Genomic DNA, 21449 nt, shown 5'->3' with positions numbered 1-21449 from the left:
ACAAACTGAAAACGCAGTTGGAGGGCAGTCCGGTTTTCGCCGGGCTGCCTTTAGCTTTTCGCGAGCTCCGCAAGCTGCGTCATGATGACGGCTGCACCTTGCAGACGCTTTTCCGGGGTCGGCAGGTCGCGGGTCAGGAAGAGGCTGTGGTCAGGGCGGATCTTCGCCATTGCGCCCTGCTTGCCAATATAACCGACGAGATTGGCGGGGTTGGGGAATTCCTTGTTGCGGAACTGCACGACGACGCCCTTGGGGCCGGCATCGAGTTTCTCGACATTGGCCGTGCGGCAGAGCGACTTGATGTAGACGATCTTCAGCAGGTGCTGGACCTCCACCGGCATCGGGCCGAAGCGATCGATCATCTCGGCACCGAAGCCATCGATCTCCTTGAGATCGGTAAGTTCGCCGAGGCGGCGGTAGAGCGCCATGCGCAGGTGCAGGTCGGGTACGTAGCCTTCCGGGATCATCACGGTCGTGCCGACGGATATCTGCGGCGACCAGCCGGTATCCTGGATCTCGTCGACGCCCTTCACCTCGGCGACTGCCTCTTCCAGCATCTGCTGATACAGCTCGAAGCCGACTTCCTTGATGTGGCCGGACTGTTCCTCGCCGAGCAGGTTGCCCGCACCGCGGATATCGAGGTCGTGGCTTGCGAGCTGGAAGCCGGCGCCGAGTGTGTCCAGCGACTGCAGCACCTTGAGGCGGCGCTCGGCAGTTGCCGTCAGCACCTTGTTGACCGGCAGCGTGAAGAGCGCGAAGGCGCGCACCTTCGAACGGCCGACACGGCCGCGCAGCTGGTAGAGCTGCGCGAGGCCGAACATATCGGCGCGATGGACGATCAGCGTGTTCGCCGTCGGCACATCGAGGCCGGATTCGACGATGGTGGTCGAGAGCAGCACATCGTAACGGCCTTCATAGAAGGCATTCATGATGTCCTCCAGTTCGCCGGCCGGCATCTGGCCATGGGCGACAGCAACCTTCAGCTCCGGCACGTCGGACTGCAGGAAAGCGTGGACATCTTCCAGATCGGCTAAGCGCGGGCAGACATAGAAGCTCTGGCCGCCGCGATAGTGCTCGCGCATCAGCGTCTCGCGGATGACGAGGCTGTCGAAGGGCGAAATGAAGGTGCGCACCGCCATGCGGTCGACCGGCGGCGTGGTGATCAGCGAGAGTTCGCGCACCCCGGTCATGGCAAGCTGCAGCGTGCGCGGGATCGGCGTTGCCGAGAGCGTCAGCACATGCACATCGCTCTTCAACTCCTTCAGGCGTTCCTTGTGCTTGACGCCGAAATGCTGCTCTTCGTCGATGATGAGCAGGCCGAGATTGGCGAAGTTGATGCCGGCGCCGAGCAGCGCGTGGGTGCCGACGACGATATCCGTCTTGCCGTCGGCGACTTCCTTCTTGGTGAGCGCCAGCTCCTTGGAGCCGACGAGGCGCGAGGCCTGCTGGATGCGGATCGGCAGACCACGGAACCGCTCGGAGAAAGTCTTGAAATGCTGGCGGGAGAGCAGCGTCGTCGGCACGACGACGGCGACCTGCACGCCGTTCATGGCAGCGACGAAGGCGGCGCGCAGTGCGACCTCGGTCTTGCCGAAGCCGACGTCGCCGCAGACCAAGCGATCCATCGGGCGGCCGGCGCCGAGATCTCCGCGCACGGCTTCGATGGCGTTGTCCTGATCTTCCGTTTCGTCATAGGGGAAACGGGCGGCGAATTCGTCGTAGAGCCCTTCCGGCGTCGTCAGCACGGGCGCGTGGCGCGTCAGGCGCTCGGCGGCGATGCGGATCAGCGCATCGGCCATATCCAGCAGCCGCTTCTTGAGCTTGGCCTTGCGCATCTGCCATGCGCCACCGCCGAGCTTGTCGAGCTGTACTTCCGTGCCCTCACCGCCAAAGCGCGACAGAAGATCGATATTTTCGACCGGCAGGAAAAGCTTGGCATCATCTGCATATTGCAGCTCGAGGCAGGCATGCGGCGCGCCGGCCGCCTCGATGGTGCGAAGGCCAACGAAACGGCCGATTCCGTGTTCGGCGTGGACGACGATCGATCCTTCATCAAGGCCGGCGACTTCGGAGATGAAGTCTGCCGCACGCTTCCTGCGGCGGGAGCGGCGCACCATACGGTCGCCGAGAATATCCTGCTCGCCGATGACGATGAGATCGCCGGTCTCGAAACCGGATTCCAGGCTGAATACAGCCGCTGCCGCCTCACCCTTTGCCAGGCCGCCGAGATCCTTCAACGCGGTGATCGGCTTGATCCGTTCAAGGCCGTGTTCGTTGAGGACCTGTAGCAGACGCTCGAGCGACCCCTCGGTCCAGGCGGTGATGACGACCTTCGCGCCGCCGGCGCGCTTGTCGGCAATATGTTTGACAACGACGTCGAAGACGTTGACGCGCTCGGCATCGCCGCCGCCTTCGGCATTGGAGCGCGCCCATCGCGGCCCCTGGCGTGCATCGAGATTGACGACGCGGCGTGCCTCGCCCTCATGTTCGTTGAAAGGCGACACCCTGATAGCGTTAATCGCATCGAGCGTGCGCGCGAAGATCTTGCTGTCGAGATAGAGCTGACCGGGCGAGACCGGCTTATAGGGCGTGCCCTGCGCCATCTGTCCCTTGCCCGGCTGGCCGGAATTCAGGCGCGCATCATAATAGTCATAGACGAGCTTGGAGCGCTCTTCGGCCGCCTCACGCACCGTATGATCGGTGACGATGCGGAAGCCCGAGAGGTAATCGAACACCGTATCCAGCTTTTCGTAGAACAGCGGCAGCCAGTGTTCCATGCCGGGATAGCGGCGTCCTTCCGATACGGCGAGGTAGAGCGCATCGTCGCGGGTGGCAGCACCGAAGGTGGAGAGGTAGTTCTTGCGGAAGCGGCTGATCGTATCCGGCGTCAGCGTCACCTCGCTCATCGGGTTGAGATCAAGGGAGCGGACCTGCCCGATGGTGCGCTGGCTTGCCGGATCGAAGCTGCGGATGCTCTCCAGCGTATCGCCGAAGAAATCGAGGCGGACAGGCTCTTCAGAACCGGGCACGAAGACATCGAGAATGCCGCCACGCACGGCATATTCGCCGACCTCACGCACGGTTGCCACGCGCTCGAAGCCGTTGCGCTCCAGCCGGCCGGCAATATCCTCCATGCGCACCTGATTACCTGGTCGCGCCGAGAAGGTAAGGCTTTCGATTATATCCTGCGGTGCCACCTTCTGCAGCATGGCATTAGCCGTCACCAGCACGATTGCCGCATGCGGCTTCTTGCGGTGGGCGATCAGACCCGAGAGCGCGGCCAGACGGCGTGCCGAGGTATCGGCGCTTGGCGACACACGGTCATAGGGAAGACAGTCCCAGGCAGGCAGTGTAAGGATCGGGATATCGGGCGCGACGAAGCCCAGCATCTGCTCCAGATCGGCCATACGATGACCATCTGACAGAACATAGGCAACGGGTTCGCCGTTGCGGGCGAGCTCGGCAAGCAGCAGCGGTTCCATGCCCGCAGGCACGTTGCCGATCGTCAGCGGCTCGGCGGCGGCTGCAAGCTTCTTGGCGTCAAAACCGGGGATCATTCAGGCATCCGGGGCGTGTCAAAATCGGGCTTATAGGCGGCAATGCGGGCAAACATGGGTGTCTTTAAATGCTCGGGCGTCGGCCAGGTTCCCATGATCCAGCGCACGAGGTCATTGTCCTCCTCCGCCATGATCGCCTCGAACTCGTCGAGCTCGGCTTCGCTCATGGTGGGAAGTTCGTTTTCAGCGAACTGGCCGAAGACAAGATCCATCTCTCTGATCCCGCGGTGCCAGCAACGGAAAAGAATCCGGCGGCGGCGCGGGTCAAGACCGGCGCTCGTGAGCGTTACACCTGTCATGGCATTCACCTTCTTTGTTGATGCGCCTCTATAGACCCTCGAAAGCGGCTTGTCAGCCTTGCCAAGGCCCTATTGTTCATCGCATTTTGGCGCCCATGCGCCCCGCCATTCTCGATCCGCTGTTTTCTCCCGTTTCGGGCCTTCCTGGCGTCGGCCCGAAGATCTCGGAGCTCTTCGTCAAGCTGCTCGGACGCGAGACGCCTGACGATTGCCGGGTCATCGACCTCCTGTTCCATGCGCCCTATTCACTGATCGACCGGCGCAACCAGCCGGGGATAGCCCGCGCGCCGCAGGGCGCTATCGTGACGATCACCGCCCGTGTGGACCGGCATCAGGCGCCGCCACGCGGCAAGAGCAATATTCCCTACCGCGTCTTCCTGCACGACGAGACTGGCGAGCTTTCGCTCGTTTTCTTCCGCGGACAGGCGGCGTGGCTGGAAAAACAGCTGCCGATCGACGAGGAAGTAACCGTCAGTGGCAAGGTCGATTGGTTCAACGGCCGCGCCTCCATGGTCCACCCCGACTATATCGTCAGGGCGAGCGATGCCGAGAACCTGCCGCTGGTCGAGCCGATCTATCCGCTGACGGCGGGGCTTTCGCCGAAGACGCTACGCAAGATCATCGACGCGGCCCTACCCCGCATGCCGGAATTGCCGGAATGGATCGATCTTTCGCTGGCGCAGAAGCAGGGTCTGCCGTCGATCCGCGATAGCTTTCATATGCTCCACGAGCCGCGGGATCCATCCGACATCGACCCGCAAGCCCCTGCCCGCCGCAGGCTTGCCTATGACGAGTTCCTGGCCGGTCAGCTGTCGCTGACGCTGGTGCGCCAGAGGCTGCGCAAAGTGGCCGGGCAACCCGTATATTCCACTGGAGAAATCAGCGACAAAATATTGCAAAACCTTCCCTTTTCGCCAACGCGCAGCCAGACAGAAGCCGTTGCCGACATCCTGAAGGATATGGCCGGCACGGAGCGCATGCTGCGGCTGCTGCAAGGCGATGTCGGCTCCGGCAAGACGCTGGTCGCGTTGTTGTCGATGGCTGCCGTCATCGAGAGTGGCGGACAAGCCGTGCTGATGGCGCCGACGGAAATTCTCGCCCGCCAGCATCATGCTACGATCTCGAAATTTGCGGGTGCCGCCGGTCTTGGCGTCGAAGTGCTGACGGGCCGTACCAAGGGTCGCGAGCGCGAAGATATTCTCGAGCGTATTGCATCGGGCGAAGCGCAGATCATCATCGGCACGCACGCTCTCTTCCAGGACAGCGTCAATTACAAGAACCTGATGCTGGCCGTCGTCGACGAGCAGCATCGTTTCGGCGTGCACCAGCGCCTGCGGCTAACGGCAAAGGGCATCTCGCCGCATATGTTGGTCATGACGGCAACGCCGATCCCACGCACGCTGGTGCTGGCAGCCTTTGGCGACATGGACGTCTCAAAGCTGACGGAGAAGCCGGCTGGCCGCAAGCCGATCCAGACGATCACCGTTCCGACCGAGCGGACCGGCGAGATCGTTGGCCGCCTGAAGAGCGCGCTGGTGGAAGGCAAGAAGGCCTATTGGATCTGCCCGTTGGTCGAGGAATCCGAAGAGCTGGATCTGATGTCGGCGGAGGAGCGGCATGCGACGCTGGTCTCTGCGCTCGGTCCAGGCATCGGCCTCATTCACGGGCGCATGAGCGGACCGGAGAAGGATGCCGTGATGCTCGCCTTCAAGAGCGGCGAATTGCGGCTGCTGGTGGCGACCACCGTCGTCGAAGTCGGGGTCGACGTGCCAGATGCGACGATCATGGTGATCGAACATGCCGAGCGCTTCGGGCTGGCACAGCTCCACCAGCTTCGCGGGCGTGTCGGACGAGGCGACGAGGCCTCGACCTGCATCCTGCTCTATAAGGGGCCTCTCGGTGAAACGGGCCATGCGCGGCTCTCCATCATGCGCGAAACGGAAGACGGCTTCCGGATTGCGGAAGAGGATCTGAAGCTGCGCGGCGAAGGCGAAGTTCTCGGGACCCGTCAGTCAGGTACGCCGGGCTTTCGCATCGCCAGTCTCGAGGCGCATGCCGATCTCCTGGAGATCGCCCGCAAGGACGCGGCCTATCTGATCGAGCGCGATCCGGAATTGACGAGCGAACGCGGCGAGGCAGTGCGCACCCTGCTCTATCTCTTCCGTCGAGACGAAGCGATCCGGTTCCTCAGAGCCGGTTAGTCGACCTTGGATATCGCCTTCGGCTTGGGACGGACGACCGGCAAATGTTCCGGGGCGACGAGGCCGCCTGATATCAGGAATTTGGCGGCATCCTCCGGGTTCATGTCAAGCATAACGATCTTCTCGCGCGGCACGAAGATGAGAAAGCCCGCCGTCGGCACCGGTGTTGGCGGCAGGAAGACCGCGACCATATCCTCACCCATCGCGTTGAACTTCGAACCAATCTCGCCCTTGGCATCGGTGGCGATGAAGACGAGCGCCCAAAGGCCTGGGCCAGGATATTCGATCAGGCCGACCTTCTTGAAGGAATTCGACTGTTCCTTCAGCACCGTTTCGAAGATCTGCTTCACGCTTCTGTAGATAGTGCGCACCAGCGGCATGCGCTGAACGATAGATTCGCCGAAGCGGACGATGCTCTGACCGATGAGGTTCTTGCCGAGGAAGCCAACGATCGTGATGATAATCACCGCGGTCAACAGACCGAAGCCGGGAATGGCGAAATTTATGTAGCTTTCCGGATTCCAGCGCGCCGGGATATAGGGCCGCACCCAGCTGTCAGACCAGTGGATGAAGGTCCAGGTCAGCCAGATGGTGATCGCGATCGGGGCACAGATGATAAGGCCGGCGAGAAAATTATTCCTCAGCCGCATTGCGACCGGCACTCGGGGAGCCTTCTCGGTCATCTTTTCTGATGAACTCCGTTTCAGTCTTTAGACAGTCCGGTTCACCCGGCCCTCCCCCTGTGTCCGCAGGCACAAAACTGCCAGAATTCGGCTTATCATACAATATATTTCGGCCTCTCAGGACTTACTCCACAGTCACCGATTTTGCGAGGTTGCGCGGCTGGTCGACGTCCGTGCCCATGAAGACCGCCGTGTGGTAAGCGAGCAGCTGGATCGGCAGCGAGAAGATCATCGGCGAGATGATTTCATCGACATTCGGAAGCGTGATCGTCGCCATCGTCGGCAGTTTCGAAGCAGCCGCACCGTTCTCGTCGGTGATGAAGATGATTCGGCCGCCGCGGGCTGCGACTTCCTGCATGTTGGAGACCGTCTTCTCGAAGAAACGGTCATAGGGTGCGATGACGATGACGGGCATGTTTTCGTCGATCAGCGCGATCGGTCCATGCTTCAACTCGCCGGCGGCATAACCTTCGGCATGGATATAGGAGATTTCCTTGAGCTTCAGCGCGCCTTCCATGGCGAGCGGGAAGCTGGTGCCGCGGCCGAGATAGAGCACGTCCTTGCACTTTGAGAGTTCGCGGGACAGGCCTTCCATCTGCGGCTGGATGAGATTGAGGACGCGGCTCATGATGCGCGGCATTTCCGCAAGATGGCGTACCATCGCCTTCTCGTCGTCGGCGCTGATCGTGCCGCGCGCACGGCCGGCGCCGATTGCCAGCGAAGCAAGCACGGCAAGCTGGCAGGTGAAGGCCTTGGTGGAGGCAACGCCGATTTCCGGCCCGGCCATGATCGGGAAGACGGCGTCGGATTCGCGGGCGATGGTCGATTCCCGCACGTTGACGACGGCGCCGATCTTCAAACCGTTGTCTTTGCAGTAGCGGAGTGATGCCAGCGTATCGGCGGTCTCGCCCGACTGCGAAATGAAGAGGGCCGCCTGCGAAGGCTGCAGCGGCATTTCGCGGTAACGGAACTCCGAAGCGACATCGATTTCGACCGGCAGGCGCGCATAACGTTCGAACCAATATTTGCCGATCAGGCCAGCGAGATAGGCCGTGCCGCAGGCCGATATTGCAAGACCGGTCGCCGCCTTGAAGTCGATGGCGGATGCATTCGGGCTGATCGTGTTGGCAGCGAAATCCACATAGTGGCTGAGCGCATGGGAGATGACCTCGGGCTGCTCGTAGATTTCCTTTTCCATGAAGTGGCGGTGATTGCCCTTGTCAACCACATAAGCGGTCGCCTGGGAGATCTGCCGTGGACGCTTGACCACCTTGCCGGAGAAATCGAGTACGGTCGCGCCCTCGCGGTTGATGATCGCCCAGTCGCCATCGACGAGATAGGTGATCTCGTTGGTGAATGGCGATAGCGCAATGGCATCCGAGCCCAGGAACATTTCGCCCTTGCCGTAACCGATGGCCAGCGGCGGGCCGGAGCGGGCCGCCATGATCGTGCCGGGGTCATTCTTCAGCATGACCGCCAGCGCATAGGCGCCGGTGACGCGGTTCAGCATCTTCAGCATGGCTTCGCGCGGGGAAAGACCCTCGCGCAGATATTTCGCCATCAGGTGGGCGACGACTTCCGTATCGGTCTGGCTTTGAAAGGCCGCGCCCTCTTGGCTCAGCTCGTCGCGCAGCTCGGAGAAGTTCTCGATGATGCCATTGTGGACAACGGCGACGCCTTCGACGAAATGCGGATGGGCGTTGGTCTCGTTCGGCACACCATGGGTTGCCCAGCGCGTATGGGCGATGCCGGTCGTTCCGGGCAGCGGCTCGCTGTCGAGACGCTTTTCGAGATTGAAGAGCTTGCCCTCTGCGCGGCGGCGATCCATTACGCCTTCATGGATCGTGGCAACGCCGGCGGAATCGTAGCCGCGATATTCCAGCCGCTTCAGCGCATCGACGAGACGGCCCGCAACCGGCGCATTTCCGACGATCCCCACAATTCCGCACATGCAAACTTCCCCTCACGCCTCATTGGTGAGGCCAGTCCTAGCGATTCCCGCTTATTTCTCAATTGATATCGCGGTCACTTTCGATTTCCGCACGTTACGGAAGAAGGCTCAGCCCTTGGCCTTCTTCGCCGCCTTGATGGCGAGCGCCCGTTCACGCAGCAGCTTTGCCCGCTCGGGCTTGATCTCCTGGCGGGCACGACCGAAGGCGAGCGCGTCGGCCGGCACATCCGCCGTGATGACACTGCCCGAGGCGATATAGGCACTGTCGCCGATAGTCACCGGCGCGACGAGAGAGGAATTCGAGCCGATGAAGGCATCCTTGCCGATGACAGTCTCGAACTTGTTCACGCCGTCATAATTGCAGGTGATCGTGCCGGCACCGATATTGGTGCCGGAGCCGATGACGGCATCACCGATATAGGTCAGGTGATTGACCTTGGCGCCCTCGCCGATCTTGCCGTTCTTGACCTCGCAGAAATTGCCGACCTTGGAGCCAACAGAGAGATCGGCACCTGGCCGCAGACGCGCAAACGGACCGACCGTTGCACCTTCGCTGACATGGGCGCCCTCGATATGCGAGAAGGCATGAACGACCGCGCCGCTATCGATGACGGCGCCGGGACCGAAGACGACGTTCGGCTCGACCAAGGCATCCTGGCCGATGACCGTGTCGTAAGAGAGGAAGACCGTCTCCGGGGCGATCATCGTAACACCCGAGAGCATAAGCTCGTGGCGGCGGCGCTCCTGCCAGAAACGTTCGATTGCAGCGAGTTCAGCACGGTTGTTGCAGCCGGCCATCTCGACTTCAGGCGCATCGACGGCAGTGACGCGGCCACCGAGCGAGCGGGCGATCTCGACAAGATCCGTCAGATAATATTCGCCCTTGGCATTGCTGTTGCCGATGCGTGACAGAAGGTCGAGCGCCTTGCGGCCGTTGATCGCCATCAGGCCGCTATTGCACCACTTGACGGTGCGCTCGGCATCGGTCGCGTCCTTTTCCTCGCGGATGGCGATCAGTTCGCCGTCCTTGACGAGCAAGCGTCCGTATCCGGTCGGACGATCCGTATGGAAACCAATCACGACGATGTCACTGCCTTCGGCAATCGCCTTGCGAGCCTCGAGCAGCGGACCAGCCGTCTGAAGCGGCACATCACCGTAAGTCACAAGGATATCGTCATAGCCTTCGGCAATCGCCTCGCGGGCGGCGAGAACAGCGTGGCCGGTACCGAGACGCTGTTCCTGAATATAGGATTTGATCGTCACGCCGCCTATATCGGCGGCCCTCGCCACTTTCTCAGCATCGCGGCCGACGACGAGGGCCACGGATGAAACGCCTGTCGCGGCCACGGCATCGACGACATGGGCGATCATCGGCCGGCCGGCGACCTCATGAAGCACCTTCGACTTTGCGGATTTCATTCGCGTGCTGTCGCCGGCGGCGAGAATGACGGCAAGGCAGGTGCGTTCCATGGGCAGACTCCGAGAATCCATTGCTAGTCGGCTGTTCTGCCGCTCATAGCAGCAAGGCGAGGCTTCAAAAAGACGAAATCGGCAGGGAGACGATGGGCTCGGAGAGCGCGGAGAAGGCCTCGTGGACGTGATCCCTGCCCTCGACGATGACATCTTCCATCGCCTTGCGTGCCGCTGCGGCATTGCCTGCGGCGATGGCATCGACGATGCGCATGTGGGTTTCGGCGATGTTGGCGAAACCGTTCTGCGAGGGCGGCGTGCTCATGCGGAACATGCCGACAAGTGCCGCCTCGATGAGCCCACCGAGCGTGCGCATGAAGGGATTGTGAGATACCTCGGAAACGGCGAGATGGAAGCGCAGGTCGGCAAGTGCCAGACTGTCGGACGTGTGGCCGCTTGCGGCCATGTCGAGCGCCAGACCGCGCAGCAATTCGATATCGGCCGCGTTTGCGCGCTCGGCCACGAGACCGGCGGCAAATGGTTCGAAAGCCAGGCGGATATCGTAGAGCTGCAGGAGGAATTCTTCGCTCACACCGTTGGCGAAATGCCAGGAGATGATTTCGGTGTCGAACATGTTCCAGAAGTTCTTTTCCGTCACACGCGTGCCGACACGCGCCTTTGCAACGACCATGCCCTTGGCGGCAAGCGTCTTCATCGTTTCACGCAGCACCGTGCGTGAGACCTTGAAGCGCTGCGCCAGCTCTCCATCTCCAGGCAAAATCGTGCCGACAGGATAGATGCCGGCAACGATTGAACGGCCGAGTTCGTCGACGACATGCGCGTGGCTTGTTCGGGTTCTTCGCCCTGCCTTACGGGTTTCAAGCTGTCTGTTGCGCAATCCGTTACTCCTCCTAGCCATATCTCCTGTTCAGACTGGAAAGGAAAAGGATGGCCTTCTGCATTACCATGAATGCAAAAAGCAGCAGGCCAATCAGGATTTTCGTCCACCAGCTCGACAGCGTACCGTCGAAGGTGATGTAAGTCTGAATGAGCCCCTGGATCAGCAGACCGATGAAGGTCCCTGCCACGAATCCCGCTCCTCCTGTCAGCAGCGTCCCTCCGATGACGACTGCCGCGATGGCATCCAGTTCGACGCCCACCGCCGCAAGAGAATATCCGGCAGAGGTGTATAGGGAAAAAACGATTCCGGATAGGCCCGCCAGGAAACCCGACAATGCGTAGATCTGGATCGTCGTGCGCGCCACCGGAACGCCCATCAATTGCGCCGTCTGCACGCCGCCGCCCAGCGCATAGACATTGGTCCCGAAGCGGGTGCGGTGGGCGATGAAGATGCCGGTTGCGAAGACGACCAGCATGATGCCGCCGATCAGCGTCAGGCGTCCACCGCCCGGCAGACGGTAGTAGAGGCTGGTCAGCGTCGAATAATATTCGTGATCGATCGGAATGCTGTCGATCGACAGGACATAGGCCATGCCGCGAGCAAGGAACATCCCGGCAAGGGTCACGATGAAGGGTGGCATCTGCAGGAAGTGGATGATCATGCCCATGACCGCACCGAAGGCCGTGGTGATGATGAGAACGATTGCGAAGGCCGCCAGCGGATGAATGCTGGTGTTCTGCAGGACCACGGCCAGAAAGACGCCAGTGAAGGCGATGACGGACCCGATCGACAGATCGATGCCACCGGAGATGATGACGAAGGTCATGCCGACGGCGGCAATGCCGAGAAATGCGTTATCCGTCAGCAGGTTGCCGATGACGCGTGTCGACAGCATGTTCGGATATTGCAGCGTGCAGACCGCATAGGCGAGCACGAAGATGACGATCGTTGCAAGGAGCGGCAAATATTTGGAATTCATTTGTGCCCTCCTGCGTCCGTCCGGCGAGTGAAGAAGCTGGCGAGCGATTGCATGGCCGGCGACTGGATGACCAGGATGACAATGATGATGACCGCCTTGATGATGAGGTTGAACTCCGGCGGAAAGCCGGAAAGCAGGATACCGGTATTGACCGCCTGGATGATCATCGCGCCGATCAGCGAACCGATGATGCTGAAGCGGCCGCCGAGCAACGAATTGCCGCCGACGACCACGGCAAGGATGGCATCGAGCTCCAGCCAGAGGCCGGCATTGTTGGCGTCCGCCCCCTTGATGTCGGCGGCGACGATGATGCCGGCGATGGACGCGCAGAGGCCGCTCAGCATATAGACCGCCATCAGCAGCACCGGCGTCTGTACGCCTGAAAGCGTGCTCGCGCGCCTGTTGATGCCGACTGCCTCGATCAGCATGCCGAGCGCCGTGCGGCGAACCAGCAGGATGACCAGCAGGGCGGCGATCAGCCAGATGACGACGGGCATGGGCAGGAAGGCGAAGGAGCCGCTGCCGAGAAAGATCAGCCCGTCATCGTTGAAGGTCATGATGACACCTTCGGTGATGAGCTGGGCTATCCCGCGGCCGGCGACCATCAAAACAAGGGTCGCAATGATCGGCTGGATGTTGAGGACGGCAACGAGAAAGCCGTTCCAGAAGCCGCAGAGCAGGCCGATGATAACGGTAAGCGCCAGAGTATAGGCAAGCGAATTTCCTTCGACGATCGACGAGGCCGCGACGGCACCGCAGATCGCGATCACGGCGCCGACCGAAAGGTCGATGCCCTTGGTGGCGATGACGAGGGTCATGCCAATCGCCAGCAGCGCCACGGGCGCGCCGCGATTGAGCACATCGATGATGCTCCCATAGAGCCGGCCGTTTTGAACAATCACATCAAGAAACTGCGGGAAGAAGCTGAAATTCAAAAGAAGAACAACCAAAAGCGCAATCAATTGCGGCGCAAGACGAGAGCCCAGCACCTTCAGCGAGGCAGTCATGCATCCTCCGTTCGTTTGTCGGCGGCAGCAATGGCGTCGACGATGCCGGCGGCGGTAATGCGCTCACCGGTCAATTCAGCGATATGTTCGCGATCACGCAGCACGATGACGCGCGAACTGTAGGCGACCAGTTCCTCCAGTTCCGAGGAAATGACGATCAGCGACATGCCCCTGGCGCACAATTGCTCGATCAGTTTGATGATCTCGGCATGGGCGCCGACATCGATGCCGCGGGTCGGTTCGTCCAGGATCAGGAAATCCGGATTTGTGGCGAGCCAGCGGGCAAGGATCGCCTTCTGCTGATTGCCGCCCGACAGCAGCCGGATGGGTTTTTCGCGGTCGGTCGTGCGGATATCGAGCGCCTTGATATATTCGTCGGCAATCGCATTCTGTTCTGCGCGCGAAAGCGGCCGTGCCCAGCCTCGGCGGGCCTGGAGGGCAAGGGCGATGTTCTCGCGGATCGACAGGTCGCCGATGATCCCATCCGTCTTGCGGTCCTCCGGGCAAAAGCCGAAACCCTTGCCGATCGCCGCACGCGGGCTTGACAGCGTCACCGGCGATCCATCGATCCTGGCGACGCCGCTGTCGGCGCTTTCGATACCGAACATGAGTTCGGCGGTCTCTGTGCGCCCGGAGCCCAGAAGTCCGGCAATGCCGACGACTTCGCCGACACGGACCTCGAGATCGAAGGGCTTCACCTTGCCGCGTTTCCCAAAGCCCTCGAAAGTATATTTGACCTCGCCGGCGGCAATGGTGCGTTCTTTGGCGGCATGTTCCGTCTGCGCGAGTTCACGCCCGAGCATCATGGCGATCAGGTTCTGCCGTGGCAGTTCAGCTGCCTCGTGCGTACCGACGAGCCGGCCATTGCGCAGCACGGTGATGCGGTCGCTGACGGCATAAACCTGTTCAAGGAAATGGGTAATAAAGACAATGCCTAATCCGCGCTTCTTCAAGTCATTTATGACGCCAAAAAGCATTTCGACTTCATGCGTATCGAGACTTGCCGTTGGCTCATCGAGAATGAGTACCTTGCCGGAGAGGTCGACGGCCCGAGCGATCGCCACGATCTGCTGGACGGCGACCGAGAATCGGTCGAGCTGCGCGGTTACATCGATATCGAGGCCATAGCCTGCCAGAAGTTCGCGGGCATTCCGGTTCATGGTGCGGGCATCGATCATGCCGAAGCGCTTCGGCTGGCGGCCGAGGAAAAGGTTTTCCGCAACGCTGAGATTGGAAAGGAGGTTGACCTCCTGGTAGACGGTGCCGATGCCGAGCTTCTGGGCGGCCAGCGTATCGGCCGGATCGATCTCGTGACCTTCCAGCGTCAGGCTTCCGCCGTCGCGGCGATAGGCACCTGTAATGCACTTGATGAGCGTCGATTTGCCGGCGCCGTTTTCGCCGAGAAGCGCATGCACCTCGCCGCGGCGCAGCGTGAAATCCACCTTGTCCAGGGCAATGGCGCCGGGGAAGAATTTCGATATGCCGGAGGCTGCGAGAATATTCTCGAAATTGTGAACCATGAGGGTTGCTGTTTCCTGATATTGCGCCTTAAGCCTGTACCAAAAACGGGCATGACGCCCTGCTGATACCGGCAGTTCCGCACCGGTCCATGATGGACCGGTGCGGTTCCAGCTGCAATCAGTAACCCTGACCCTTCTTCTCTTCATAGACCTTCATCGGGTCGTCGGCAGGCGTGTAGAGCTTGGACTCGGTCTGGATCCACTTCGGCGGAGCCTTCTTGTCCTTCAGATAGGCATCGAGCGCATCGAAGGCCGGACCTGCCATGTTCGGCGTCAGCTCAACCGTGGCATTGGACTCACCCTCGGACATGGCCTTGAAGATATCCGGCACGGCGTCGATGGAGACGACGAGGATATCCTTGCCGGGCTTCAGGCCAGCTTCCTTGATCGCCTGGATGGCGCCGACGGCCATGTCGTCGTTATGGGCGTAGAGAGCGCAGATATCCTTGCCGCCATTTTCCGCCTTGAGGAAGCTTTCCATGACTTCCTTGCCCTTGGTGCGGGTGAAGTCACCGGTCTGGCTGCGAACGATCTTCAGGTTGTCGTGACCGGCAAGAGCCTCTTCGAAGCCCTTCTTGCGAGCGATGGCCGGCGACGAACCAGTCGTGCCCTGCAGCTCGACGACATTGCACTTCTTGTCGCCGACGGTCTTGACCAGGAAGTCGCCGGCGACCTTGCCTTCATGGACCAGGTCGGAAGTAACAGCTGTCAGATAGAGATCGTCGGGAGCCTTGATGGTACGGTCGAGAAGGATAACCGGAATCTTGGCTTCCTTGGCTTCCTTCAGAACGTCGTCCCAGCCGGTTTCGACGACAGGAGCAACGAGAATGGCATCGACGCCCTGTGCAATGAAGGAACGAAGAGCCTTGATCTGGTTTTCCTGTTTCTGCTGTGCATCGGCAAACTTGAGATCGATGCCGCGCTTTTTGGCCTGTTCCTTCGTCACGGTCGTTTCAGCCGCGCGCCAGCCCGATTCCGAGCCGATCTGCGAGAAGCCGACGGTCAAGCCGGCAGCCGAAGCCGAACCGAACATGCAGGCAGCCAAAATCGTGGCACTCAAAAGTGCAGTCTTCAATTTCATGATGTCCTCCCAATGCCGCGTCTCGCGGCGCAGGATCAAAAAATCATATAGTAATACTTTTGTAAATGAGCATTTTAGTATGCACTGCAGCAAAAAAGGCGCCCTTTTCAAGGCGCCTTTTCGCAACTGCGAGTTACAAACTCTGCTTATTGCGCCGGCAGCTTGTCGTCCACGCCTTCGATGTAGAAGTTCATGCCGAGCAGCGTGCCGTCATCGGCCTTCTCGCCGGCCTTCAGCCAGGGCGTGCCGTCCTGCTTGTTGATCGGACCGGTGAAGGGATGCAGTTCGCCGGACTTGATCTTGGCCTCGGTTTCCTCAGCCATCTTCTTTACGTCGTCAGGCATATTCGTGTAGGGCCCCATCTTGAGGATACCGTCCTTCAGGCCGTCCCAGCTCTGCTCGGACTTCCAGGTGCCATCCAGAAGCGCGTGAACACGCTTGGAGTAGTAGTTGCCCCAGGTATCGACGATTGCCGTCAGCTGCGCTTTCGGGCCGGCTGCGATCATGTCCGATGCCTGACCGAAAGCGTGGATGCCGCGTTCTTCGGCAACCTGCATTGGTGCGGTCGTGTCGGTATGCTGCGTCAGCACGTCGACACCCTGGTCGATCATGGCCTTGGCAGCGTCGGCTTCCTTGCCCGGGTCGAACCAGGTGTTGACCCAGATGACCTTGAGCTTGAAGCTCGGGTCGATCGACCTGGCGCCCTGCTCGAAGGAGTTGATGCCCATTACGACTTCCGGGATCGGGAAGGAGGCGATGTAGGCGGCGCCGTGGTTCTTCGAGGTTTTGGCAGCGATCTGGCCGAGGATGTAGCGACCTTCATAGAAACGCGAGTTGTAGGTCGCGAGATTCGGGCCGGATTTGTAACCGGTGCCGTGCTCGAACTTGACCTTCGGGAACTTGGCAGCGACCTTCACAGTCGCATCCATGAAGCCGAAAGACGTGGTGAAAATCAGCTGGCAGCCGGAGCGGGCAAGGCGCTCGATGGCGCGCTCGGCATCCGGGCCTTCCGGAACGTTTTCGAGATAAGGCGTCTCGATCTTGTCGCCGAATTCGGCCTGGACCTGCTGGCGGCCGACATCGTGCGCCTGCGAATAACCGCCGTCATTGTGTGCCCCTACATAGACGAAGCAGACCTTCGTCTTATCTGCTGCCGCGGCAGCAGAGGAAATGCCAATCACGGCTGCTGCCGATGCGGCAAGTGTGAGTGCGAACTTCTTCATGATGACCCCTGTTGGTTTGAAGTTATTCCGGAAACCCGTCCGTGTTCTTGTTTTATCGCTCCGGTACGAAAGCTTTTCCAAGCGACGCGGGCGTATTGATCAACGTCGTGCGTCGATTATGAGAAATGATGATGAGAACCACAATAGTCGCAGCATAGGGCAGCATCGAGAGGAACTGCGCGGGGATGCCGAGACCGAAGGCCTGCGCGTGAAGCTGCAGGATCGTGACCGCGCCGAACAGATAGCCACCGGCAAAAACCCGCCACGGACGCCAGGAGGCAAAGACGACAAGCGCCAACGTGATCCAGCCGCGGCCGGCCGACATGTTCTCCACCCATTGCGGCGTATAGACGAGCGAAAGCTGCGCACCGGCGAGACCCGCGCAGGCACCGCCGAACATGACGGCCAGATAGCGCGTGCGGATGACGTGAATGCCAAGCGCGTGGGCCGAGCCGTGACTATCGCCGATCGCCCGGAGCTTCAGGCCAGTTCGGCTCTTGAACAAGAACCAGCTGACGCCGAGGAGCAATGCGATCGACAGATAGAAGATAAGGTCCTGCTTGAAGAGCACCGGGCCGATAACCGGAATACCGGACAGGAGCGGAATGTCGATCTCCTCCAGCCGGATACCCGGTACGCTGACATAGGGCTCGCCGAGTTGGCCGGAGACGCCAAGGCCGAGAAGGGTCAGCGCCAGGCCGGTTGCCACTTGGTTTGCCACCAATGTCAGCGTCAGGAAGGCAAAGAGCAACGAAAACAGCCCGCCCGCGACGATGCCGCAGATGATGCCGACATAGGGAGAGCCCGAGATCTGCGCACCGGCGAAGGCGGCGACAGCGCCCATAATCATCATGCCCTCGACACCGAGATTGAGGACGCCGGAGCGCTCCGTCACGAGTTCGCCGAGTGCGGCGATGACGAGCGGCGTGGAGGCGGTAATGACCGTCAGAAGAATGGCTTCGAAGATGCTCATGCCACGCCACCCCTGACCCGCGACCAGACGATGCGGATTTTGTAATAGATCAGCGTGTCACAGGAGAGCACGAAGAAGAGGATCAGCCCCTGAAAGACACGCGTGACCTTGTCCGAAACACCGATCGAAAGCTGCGCCGCCTCACCACCCAGATAGGTCAATGCCAGCACCAGACCCGAAGCGATGATGCCGAGCGGATTGAGGCGGCCGAGGAAAGCGACGATGATGGCGGTGAAGCCATAGCCCGGCGAAATCGCCGGCTGCAGGTGGCCGATGGAACCCGAAACCTCGCAGATGCCGGCAAGGCCTGCCAGCGCGCCGGAAAAGAGGAAGCTGAACCAGATCATCTTCTTCGATGAGAAGCCTGCAAAGCGCCCTGCTCGTTCCGACTGGCCGAGCACGACGATCTCGAAGCCCTTCAGCGTAAAGCGCATCATGAACCAGACGAGCACCGCCGCAATAATGGCGAAGATGAAGGCCCAATGGGCGCGTCCCGATTCCTCCCAGATCGCCGGCACAATCGCTTCCGGCGCGAAATCGCGCGAGACAGGGAAGTTAAAGCCTTTGGGATCACGCCATGCGCCCCGGATCAGCCAGTCGAGAAACAGCTGGGCGATATAGACCAGCATCAGCGAGGTCAGGATCTCGTTGGTATTGAAATGCGCCTTCAGGAGCGCCGGAATGGCAGCAAACAGCGCGCCGCCGAGCGCGCCCAGGATCAGCATCAATGGCAGGACGAGCGGCGAATGCCAATCATAGAAGACGATCGGAATATATGAGCCGGTGATCGCGCCGATGGTGAACTGGCCTTCGGCGCCGATATTCCAGTTGTTGGAGCGATAACAGACCGCGAGACCGACGGCGATCAGGATCAGCGGTGCGGCCTTGACTGCCAATTCATGCAGCGACCACACTTCCAGAAGCGGCTCGAGGAAGAAGGCGTCGAGCGCTTCGACCGGATCCTTGCCGAGCATGGCGAACATGATAGCGCCAAATATCAGCGTCAGGATGAGAGCGAGAAGCGGTGAAACGAAGGCATAGAGTTTCGAGACCTGCGGGCGCTTTTCAAGCTCAATGCGCATGAGCAGCCTCCGCAGCATGCTTGCCTTCATGCAGCCCGCCCATCAGCAGACCGATCTTCTCGCGCGTGAGTTCACCAGCCGCATAAGGCTTCGAAAGACGTCCCTCGGAAATGACCGCGATATCAGTCGCGACTTCGAAGATCTCGTCGAGATCCTGGCTGATGACGACGACGGCCGAACCCGCCTTTGCCAGGTCCACCAATGCCTGACGGATGCGGCTTGCGGCACCAGCGTCCACGCCCCAGGTCGGCTGATTGACGACGAGAACGGAGGGCTGACGATCAAGCTCGCGGCCGACGATGAATTTCTGCAGGTTGCCGCCGGAGAGCGAGCCTGCGGCGGGGTCATCTCCGCTCTTGCGCACGTCCATGGCTTCCGAAATGCGACGTGCGGCAGATTTTACTGCGCCGTAGCGGATGATGCCGAGGATGCCGAGGAAGGCTTTGCGGTCGGACTGGCTGCGGGCCAGCACCAGATTATCGGAGAGTTTCATGGTGGAAACGGCCGCATGGCCATGCCGCTCTTCCGGCACGAAGCCGGCACCGAGCAGGCGGCGCGCGGTAATGCCCTGCGCTCCGACCGGCTTCTTGCGGATCACGATCGCTTCGGCCGAGCTGACAGGATATTCGCCTGACAGCGCATCGAAGAGTTCGCTCTGTCCATTGCCCGCAACGCCGGCGATCGCGAGGATCTCGCCCGACCGTACCGTCATGGAGACACCGCGCAGCGGCATGGCAAAGGGCGTGCGTGCAGCGACGGAAAGGTTCGAGACCGCAAGCTGCACATCACCCTTGTCACTGCGCTCGGGATGCGTGACGGAAGCTACCTCGCTGCCGACCATCATGCGGGCGAGAGAGGCTGGCGTCTCCTGCTTCGGATCGCAGGCGCCGGTTACGCGGCCATGACGCAGCACGGTGGCGCGATCACAGATGCGCTGCACTTCTTCCAGTCGGTGGCTGATATAGAGAACGGAGCGACCCTCGGCGCGCAGCTTGAAGAGGGTTTCGAAGAGCTTGTCGGCCTCCTGCGGCGTCAGCACCGATGTCGGCTCGTCGAGGATAATAAGCTTCGGGTTCTGCAGTAGAGCGCGAACGATCTCGATCCGCTGGCGCTCACCGACCGAGAGATCGGCGACATGGGCGTGCGGATCGAGCGGCAGGCCATAGGCCTGCGACAGCGCCCTCGCCTCTTCGGCGATCCTGCCGATCGGAATGCTGTCATCAAGCGAAAGCGCGATGTTTTCCGCAACGGTCAGCGCCTCAAACAGCGAGAAATGCTGGAAGACCATGCCAATGCCGAGCTTCCGGGCCTCGCCCGGCGAGGTGATCGTGACCGGCCTGCCCTCCCAGAGGATATGCCCGTCCGTCGGCTCCAGAACGCCGAACAGCATCTTGACCAGTGTCGATTTGCCTGCGCCATTTTCGCCGAGGAGCGCATGAATTTCGCCCGGCGCTATATCGAGATCGATTTCATTGCAGGCGGCAAAGCTACCGAAGAATTTCGTCAGCTTCTGGACCGATAATAACGTACCGGAAGCCGGCACATTCAATGGCGACACGTTCCCCTCATTTCTTCTGCCGACCGGTCCGTTCGGATCTCATGGAATCAGCAGCGTCGTTCCGGTTGTTCTTCTTGTTTCCAGATCTGCGTGGGCCCGCCCAACCTCACGCAGCGGATAGGTTTGGTTGATATTGATACGCACTTTGTTGCTGCGCACAACATCAAATAGATGGTTTGCACAATCGGTTAGCTCCTGACGTGAGGCGATATAGGTGAAGAGCGTCGGCCGCGTGGCATAGAGCGAGCCCCTCTGCGCGAGATGCGCCATGGTAAAATTCTCGATCGCGCCCGAGGATTGGCCAAACGACGCGAAGAGCCCGCGCGGCTTGAGGCAATCCAGTGATTGCGGGAAAGTGTCGCGGCCGATCGAGTCATAGACCACGTCGACACCCTTGCCACCGGTTATCTCTCGCACGCGCTCTGCGAAGTTCTCGGTCTTGTAATTGATGACATGATCATAGCCATGTTCGAGCGCCAGCTGAACCTTGTCGGCGGATCCTGCCGTGCCGATAACGGTCGCACCGAGCGCCTTCGCCCACTGGCCGGCGATGAGGCCGACGCCGCCGGCTGCGGCATGAAACAGTAGCACGGTCCCAGGGCTGACCTTGAAGGTTCGGTTCAACAGATATTCCGCCGTCATGCCCTTCAGCATCATGGCAGCGGCCGTTTCCAGGCTGATGCCGTCAGGCACCTTTACCAGATGTTTCGTCTCGATATTGCGTTCCGCGCTATAGGCGCCATCGGCACTGGCATAAGCGACGCGGTCGCCCAAGGCGAAATCGGCTGCGCCGGGGCCGACGGATGTGACGACGCCGGCGCCTTCCTTGCCGGTCACGAAGGGCAGATGCGGCGCCTTGTAGGTGCCGTCGCGGAAATAGACATCGATGAAATTCAGTCCGACCGCTTGCTGGCGGATCTGCACCTGCCCCTCAGAAGGCGGCGGCAGATCGATATCGACATATTCGAAAACCTCGGGACCACCGTTTCTGGAGAAAGAAACCGCTTTCGTCTTTGTCATCTCA

Annotated in this window: 16 protein-coding genes; 1 reads left to right on the top strand and 15 read right to left on the bottom strand. The window is 60.7% G+C overall.

The genetic code is table 11. The annotated features are described in order from the left end of the window. Window positions 1–50: 50 nt before the first annotated feature. Together mfd and J2X71_RS34635 are read right to left on the bottom strand one after the other, a co-directional pair. On the bottom strand, window positions 51–3557 hold the full coding sequence (gene mfd / locus J2X71_RS34640; protein ID WP_310389617.1) for a transcription-repair coupling factor: 3507 nt from the start codon (window positions 3555–3557) through the stop codon (window positions 51–53). Further along, window positions 3554–3856, bottom strand: coding sequence for a succinate dehydrogenase assembly factor 2 (locus J2X71_RS34635; RefSeq protein ID WP_113319909.1), 303 nt, complete (start codon window positions 3854–3856; stop codon window positions 3554–3556). Before J2X71_RS34635 ends, mfd begins: the two co-directional genes overlap by 4 nt. Before the next feature lie 95 nt (window positions 3857–3951). Here J2X71_RS34635 and recG point away from each other — a divergent pair, with 95 nt between their 5' ends. Further along, a complete protein-coding gene (recG, locus tag J2X71_RS34630) occupies window positions 3952–6057 on the top strand; it encodes an ATP-dependent DNA helicase RecG (RefSeq protein WP_310389615.1) in 2106 nt (701 codons plus the stop codon). Here recG and J2X71_RS34625 read toward each other — a convergent pair. From J2X71_RS34625 to J2X71_RS34565, 13 genes are all read right to left on the bottom strand, one after another. Then, entirely contained in the window at window positions 6054–6740 is a 687-nt protein-coding gene (locus J2X71_RS34625; RefSeq protein WP_007811942.1) for a DUF502 domain-containing protein, read from the bottom strand. The genes recG and J2X71_RS34625 overlap by 4 nt on opposite strands. A 124-nt stretch (window positions 6741–6864) precedes the next feature. After that, complete coding sequence (glmS, locus tag J2X71_RS34620) at window positions 6865–8691, bottom strand: glutamine--fructose-6-phosphate transaminase (isomerizing) (protein ID WP_310389612.1); 1827 nt, start codon at window positions 8689–8691, stop codon at window positions 6865–6867. Window positions 8692–8799: 108 nt separating this feature from the next. Beyond that, on the bottom strand, window positions 8800–10161 hold the full coding sequence (glmU, locus tag J2X71_RS34615) for a bifunctional UDP-N-acetylglucosamine diphosphorylase/glucosamine-1-phosphate N-acetyltransferase GlmU (protein ID WP_310389610.1): 1362 nt from the start codon (window positions 10159–10161) through the stop codon (window positions 8800–8802). A gap of 64 nt (window positions 10162–10225) precedes the next feature. Then, window positions 10226–11020: a FadR/GntR family transcriptional regulator gene (locus J2X71_RS34610; protein ID WP_405049785.1), complete on the bottom strand. Its 795-nt coding sequence runs from the start codon at window positions 11018–11020 to the stop codon at window positions 10226–10228. Continuing rightward, window positions 11013–11981 (bottom strand): galactofuranose ABC transporter, permease protein YjfF, encoded by a 969-nt coding sequence (yjfF, locus tag J2X71_RS34605; RefSeq protein ID WP_037106090.1) that lies wholly within the window; start codon window positions 11979–11981, stop codon window positions 11013–11015. Before yjfF ends, J2X71_RS34610 begins: the two co-directional genes overlap by 8 nt. Then, window positions 11978–12988 (bottom strand): ABC transporter permease, encoded by a 1011-nt coding sequence (locus tag J2X71_RS34600; protein WP_113319902.1) that lies wholly within the window; start codon window positions 12986–12988, stop codon window positions 11978–11980. Before J2X71_RS34600 ends, yjfF begins: the two co-directional genes overlap by 4 nt. Beyond that, window positions 12985–14508 carry a galactofuranose ABC transporter, ATP-binding protein YtfR gene (ytfR, locus tag J2X71_RS34595; protein WP_310389606.1) on the bottom strand — a complete coding sequence of 508 codons (1524 nt, stop codon included), beginning with the start codon at window positions 14506–14508 and terminating at the stop codon, window positions 12985–12987. The genes J2X71_RS34600 and ytfR overlap by 4 nt, the downstream gene beginning before the upstream one ends. Window positions 14509–14626: 118 nt before the next feature. Beyond that, window positions 14627–15589: a galactofuranose ABC transporter, galactofuranose-binding protein YtfQ gene (gene ytfQ / locus J2X71_RS34590; protein ID WP_310389604.1), complete on the bottom strand. Its 963-nt coding sequence runs from the start codon at window positions 15587–15589 to the stop codon at window positions 14627–14629. A 146-nt stretch (window positions 15590–15735) separates the two neighbouring features. Beyond that, complete coding sequence (locus J2X71_RS34585) at window positions 15736–16812, bottom strand: BMP family ABC transporter substrate-binding protein (RefSeq protein ID WP_310389602.1); 1077 nt, start codon at window positions 16810–16812, stop codon at window positions 15736–15738. A gap of 52 nt (window positions 16813–16864) precedes the next feature. Next, entirely contained in the window at window positions 16865–17785 is a 921-nt protein-coding gene (locus tag J2X71_RS34580) for an ABC transporter permease (protein ID WP_113319898.1), read from the bottom strand. Further along, window positions 17782–18867 carry an ABC transporter permease gene (locus J2X71_RS34575; protein ID WP_310389598.1) on the bottom strand — a complete coding sequence of 362 codons (1086 nt, stop codon included), beginning with the start codon at window positions 18865–18867 and terminating at the stop codon, window positions 17782–17784. Before J2X71_RS34575 ends, J2X71_RS34580 begins: the two co-directional genes overlap by 4 nt. Next, window positions 18857–20425: an ABC transporter ATP-binding protein gene (locus tag J2X71_RS34570; RefSeq protein WP_310389595.1), complete on the bottom strand. Its 1569-nt coding sequence runs from the start codon at window positions 20423–20425 to the stop codon at window positions 18857–18859. The genes J2X71_RS34575 and J2X71_RS34570 overlap by 11 nt, the downstream gene beginning before the upstream one ends. A 39-nt stretch (window positions 20426–20464) precedes the next feature. Then, window positions 20465–21445 (bottom strand): quinone oxidoreductase, encoded by a 981-nt coding sequence (locus tag J2X71_RS34565; RefSeq protein ID WP_310389593.1) that lies wholly within the window; start codon window positions 21443–21445, stop codon window positions 20465–20467. Window positions 21446–21449: the final 4 nt, after the last annotated feature.

It is taken from the genome of Rhizobium sp. 1399 (assembly GCF_031455475.1).
Lineage (GTDB): Bacteria > Pseudomonadota > Alphaproteobacteria > Rhizobiales > Rhizobiaceae > Rhizobium.
The sequence above is the reverse complement of the archived record's forward strand: the minus strand, read 5'-3'. Positions and strand labels throughout refer to the sequence as shown.

Bases quoted from the DNA above. Each gene is read 5' to 3' on its own strand.
- mfd (WP_310389617.1), bottom strand. From the start codon at position 3,557: ATGATCCCCGGTTTTGACGCCAAGAAGCTTGCAGCCGCCGCCGAGCCG.
- J2X71_RS34635 (WP_113319909.1), bottom strand. From the start codon at position 3,856: ATGACAGGTGTAACGCTCACGAGCGCCGGTCTTGACCCGCGCCGCCGC.
- recG (WP_310389615.1), top strand. From the start codon at position 3,952: ATGCGCCCCGCCATTCTCGATCCGCTGTTTTCTCCCGTTTCGGGCCTT.
- J2X71_RS34625 (WP_007811942.1), bottom strand. From the start codon at position 6,740: ATGACCGAGAAGGCTCCCCGAGTGCCGGTCGCAATGCGGCTGAGGAAT.
- glmS (WP_310389612.1), bottom strand. From the start codon at position 8,691: ATGTGCGGAATTGTGGGGATCGTCGGAAATGCGCCGGTTGCGGGCCGT.
- glmU (WP_310389610.1), bottom strand. From the start codon at position 10,161: ATGGAACGCACCTGCCTTGCCGTCATTCTCGCCGCCGGCGACAGCACG.
- J2X71_RS34610 (WP_405049785.1), bottom strand. From the start codon at position 11,020: ATGGCTAGGAGGAGTAACGGATTGCGCAACAGACAGCTTGAAACCCGT.
- yjfF (WP_037106090.1), bottom strand. From the start codon at position 11,981: ATGAATTCCAAATATTTGCCGCTCCTTGCAACGATCGTCATCTTCGTG.
- J2X71_RS34600 (WP_113319902.1), bottom strand. From the start codon at position 12,988: ATGACTGCCTCGCTGAAGGTGCTGGGCTCTCGTCTTGCGCCGCAATTG.
- ytfR (WP_310389606.1), bottom strand. From the start codon at position 14,508: ATGGTTCACAATTTCGAGAATATTCTCGCAGCCTCCGGCATATCGAAA.
- ytfQ (WP_310389604.1), bottom strand. From the start codon at position 15,589: ATGAAATTGAAGACTGCACTTTTGAGTGCCACGATTTTGGCTGCCTGC.
- J2X71_RS34585 (WP_310389602.1), bottom strand. From the start codon at position 16,812: ATGAAGAAGTTCGCACTCACACTTGCCGCATCGGCAGCAGCCGTGATT.
- J2X71_RS34580 (WP_113319898.1), bottom strand. From the start codon at position 17,785: ATGAGCATCTTCGAAGCCATTCTTCTGACGGTCATTACCGCCTCCACG.
- J2X71_RS34575 (WP_310389598.1), bottom strand. From the start codon at position 18,867: ATGCGCATTGAGCTTGAAAAGCGCCCGCAGGTCTCGAAACTCTATGCC.
- J2X71_RS34565 (WP_310389593.1), bottom strand. From the start codon at position 21,445: ATGACAAAGACGAAAGCGGTTTCTTTCTCCAGAAACGGTGGTCCCGAG.